General features: G+C 54.2%; 4 protein-coding genes and 2 tRNA genes. All 6 read left to right on the forward strand.

The window, feature by feature from the left end:
- Positions 1–106 precede the first annotated feature (106 nt).
- The 6 genes from P1S59_14275 to P1S59_14300 all read left to right on the forward strand — a co-directional run bounded on the left by P1S59_14275 (position 107) and on the right by P1S59_14300 (position 3,064).
- Positions 107–1,792, forward strand: a complete 1,686-nt coding sequence (locus P1S59_14275) for an iron ABC transporter permease (GenBank protein MDF1527396.1) — start codon at positions 107–109, stop codon at positions 1,790–1,792.
- A gap of 35 nt (positions 1,793–1,827) precedes the next feature.
- Entirely contained in the window at positions 1,828–2,067 is a 240-nt protein-coding gene (locus tag P1S59_14280; GenBank protein ID MDF1527397.1) for an MgtC/SapB family protein, read from the forward strand.
- Positions 2,068–2,114: 47 nt separating this feature from the next.
- Positions 2,115–2,285 (forward strand): hypothetical protein, encoded by a 171-nt coding sequence (locus P1S59_14285; GenBank protein MDF1527398.1) that lies wholly within the window; start codon positions 2,115–2,117, stop codon positions 2,283–2,285.
- 167 nt (positions 2,286–2,452) lie between these two features.
- A tRNA-Arg gene (locus P1S59_14290) sits at positions 2,453–2,529 on the forward strand.
- A 42-nt stretch (positions 2,530–2,571) separates the two neighbouring features.
- Positions 2,572–2,922: a hypothetical protein gene (locus P1S59_14295; GenBank protein MDF1527399.1), complete on the forward strand. Its 351-nt coding sequence runs from the start codon at positions 2,572–2,574 to the stop codon at positions 2,920–2,922.
- Between the two features lie 66 nt (positions 2,923–2,988).
- A tRNA-Lys gene (locus P1S59_14300) sits at positions 2,989–3,064 on the forward strand.
- Positions 3,065–3,434 lie beyond the last annotated feature (370 nt).

Raw genomic sequence — 3,434 nt, forward strand, 5'->3', positions numbered from 1 at the left:
AATGACTTACAGTGCGAGTCATTGATTTGGGCGCCCCGCGCGGGGCGCATTGATGGACTTTTTGCGAGTCCATCAACCTTGAACCTTGAACATGACAGGACTTTCCATGCCCAAACGCATTACCCTCACCCCTGTGCTCATCCTTATCGTCGGTTTCCTGACGATATGCCCTGTCTTCATGCTGCTTTTGGGCAGTTTTTCCGAGGGGCTTGGAACCTTCGGCGGGATCACCCTGGACAAGTACATAAGTGCCTACACGGATCCTGCCTTCGCTGGCATCCTCATTAATACTATGATATTCACCCTTGGGTCGGCTCTGGTAGCCACGGCACTCGCCTTATTCCTGGCCTACATGAACACCCGCACCAACATCCCCTTCAAGTTCCTCTTCGGGGTCATTACCATCATCCCCATGATGATCCCGCACATCCTGTTCGCGGTGAGCTGGGTGCTCCTGCTTAACCCGAGCAACGGTATCCTCAACCGGCTGCTCATGGATATGTTCGGCCTGGAAAAGGCCCTCTTTAACATCTACACGCTGCCGGGGATGATCCTGGTGGAGGGACTGCTGGATCTGCCCATAGCGTACCTGATCATCGCGCCGGCCATGAGCGCCTTTGACGTGTCCCTGGAGGAATCGTCCAAGGTCTGCGGCGCCTCGACCTGGCGTACCCTGACCCGTGTGACCCTGCCGGTGCTGCGTCCGGCTATTCTGGCCTCGGCCATCCTGGTTATCGTGCGGAGCCTCGCCTCTTTCGCCGTTCCCTCCGTCATCGGGATGCCGGGCCGCAAGTACGTGCTGGCCACCCACATCTACCAGATCATTTCCACCGGGTTTTCCGCTGACTACGGGAAGGCCGCCGCGGTGGGCATGAGCGCCCTGGCGGCCTCTATCGTGCTCATTTACCTGTACCGCTACCTGACCTCGGAAAGCAGCCGCTACGTCACCATCTCCAGCCGGGGTTTCAAGCCCACCCTTATCGACCTCAAGGGGTCCCGTTATCCCCTCTTCACCGTCGTCGGGGCTCTTTCCTTCGTCCTCATCGTGCTGCCGGTCATCGTGCTCTTTTACACCTCCATGCTGCCCTACGTCATGGTGCCAGGTGCAAGGGCCTTCTCTCTCATGAGCTTCAAAAACTGGATCGATGTGCTCAAGGATCCCATATCCTTGTTAGCTTTGAAAAACAGCCTTTTCCTCGGCGTAGTGGGGGCTTCTCTGGGGGTATTCCTGTCCATCCTCGTCTCCTACGTCATCGTCAAGGTGCGCACCGTGGCTTCGGGCATCCTTGAGTCCCTGAGCTTCCTGTCCTTTTCCTTTCCGGGCATCGTCATCGGAGTGGGGTTCATGTGGTTTTTTGTGCGGACCCCCCTTTACGCCACGATATGGGCCCTTCTCATCGGGTATATTGCTACTTACCTCCCCTACGGTATCAGGCCCCTGACGAGCGCCTTCGTCCAGATCCACAGCAGCCTGGAGGAATCCTCCAGGGTCTGCGGGGCCGGGCCTGTGTACACAATGCGCCGCATTGTCATACCCCTCCTTATCCCGGGGGTCATTTCCGCCTGGATCCTCATGGCCACCATGTTCGTTCGAGAGCTGACACTGTCGGTGGTTCTCTCCCGGCCGGGCTCCGAGGTGCTGGCCGTCCAGATCCTGCGGTTTGCTGAAGACGGACTGTGGGGGCGCCTGTCGGCCCTCGGCATTATCATGATCTTCATCTCCTCCACCCTCGTGGTGGCGGCGACACTCCTCGGAAAGAAGCTGACGAAGATGGAGACCGTGATCAACTAGGGCCGGCCCCGCCTGCTCCAGGAAAGAGGTAAAACATGTTTTTCGGTAACACCTTCATGGGGAGCTACGAACTGCCCATCCTGATCAAACTTCTCCTTGCCGCCCTGGCAGGCGGTCTTGTGGGCCTGGAGAGGGAAACCCACGGCCGTCCGGCGGGGATGCGCACCAACCTCCTCGTCTCGGTGGGTGCCTGCACGATGACGATCATCTCGGAGGCCTTCTGTTCATTAAGAAGCTTGATCCTTACGTTAAAAAGGACCGCTATCTCACCGTAACGGTGACTGCACGCAACCGGGATTCCCTCTACGACGAGCTTAATGCATTGATCGGTGAGCAGGGCTACAAGATAGCGGACATCAGTTCACAGGTGGACCTCCAGGAGGATGAGATCTTTTTCAAACTGGTGGTTACCCAGCAGAGCAAGCGCATCGGCAGGGAACTCTCGGCGGCCATAGCCAGGCTCAAGGGTATCAAGAAGATCTTCTACAGTTAGTTTTTTTCGAAATTCCCGAAAAAAACCTGAAAGGGAATGCAGCACCTCGGCCTCCCTGCTGCCTTGACAACAATTGACCACCTGAGTAATATCGCCACTCGCTTCGCTGGAATATGATCCCGGGTTTTGACCTTTTTGGAATCTGAAATCTGGAATAGAAGCGTTCTGCGCCCGTAGCTCAGCTGGATAGAGCGTCGGCCTTCGAAGCCGCAGGTCGCAGGTTCGAGTCCTGCCGGGCGTGCCAATGCAAAAAATGTAGACCCTCTAATCCAGGAGGGTCTATTTTTTGCACCGCCTGTTATGTTGGATTCGAGCCTCTGGCCGCAAGGCCAGTGGTGAGTTTGTCCTGAGGAACAGGAATTCGGGTGACGAAGGAAATCCTGCCTGTCCTGAGCCTGTCGAAGGACCGGGCGACATCATGAAAGATTGTTATGTGTACATTGTTGGAAAAGATGATGGAATGTATGTGGGGATGACTTCCGATCTCCAGAACCGTTTGAGGCAGCATAGCTTGCCGGATTTGCTTTTTTTGGAGAATTTTGAGAATAAAGAGCGTGCCGTAAGACGAGAACAGCAGATCAAAGGTTGGTCGGTTCGGAAAAAGTTGGATCTCATAAAAGAATACTCGCAACAGTAGTGAAAAAAGTAAAAAAGACTCGCCTCATCTTTACAAAACAGCTGGTGCGAGTACAATCAAACATACGGGCCGTTAGCTCAATTGGCAGAGCAACTGACTCTTAATCAGTAGGTTGATGGTTCGATTCCATCACGGCTCACCAACAATATCAAGGGGTTACAGGGTTTACCTGTGACCCCTTTTTCGTTTCGGGTATACTTTCGGGTATACTTTGGCCGCCACAAACAGCGATTCAGGCGAATTTGATTCCCGGGCGTCTTTGAGGGTCAGGTGTGGAATTTAGCAATACAATTATTAGAAGGGGTCAGAAATTGACATATTCCCGCCCTGACCCCATTGCTCCCACGTCCCCTAAATTGCGATGTCGCGCCACCATCGTCATGAGGTAAATTGTCACCTATTCGTAGAAAAAATCCGGGCTTTTCGGATGTGCTCTAATTAGGAGTTAAGGAACCATTCCTATAAAAGCGATGAAAGATAATTTACCACAGTGCAGCCACATGAAGGCTGCA

It is taken from the genome of bacterium (assembly GCA_029210965.1).
Classification (GTDB): domain Bacteria; phylum BMS3Abin14; class BMS3Abin14; order BMS3Abin14; family BMS3Abin14; genus JALHUC01.

Bases quoted from the DNA above. Each gene is read 5' to 3' on its own strand.
- P1S59_14275 (MDF1527396.1), top strand. From the start codon at position 107: ATGCCCAAACGCATTACCCTCACCCCTGTGCTCATCCTTATCGTCGGT.
- P1S59_14280 (MDF1527397.1), top strand. From the start codon at position 1,828: ATGTTTTTCGGTAACACCTTCATGGGGAGCTACGAACTGCCCATCCTG.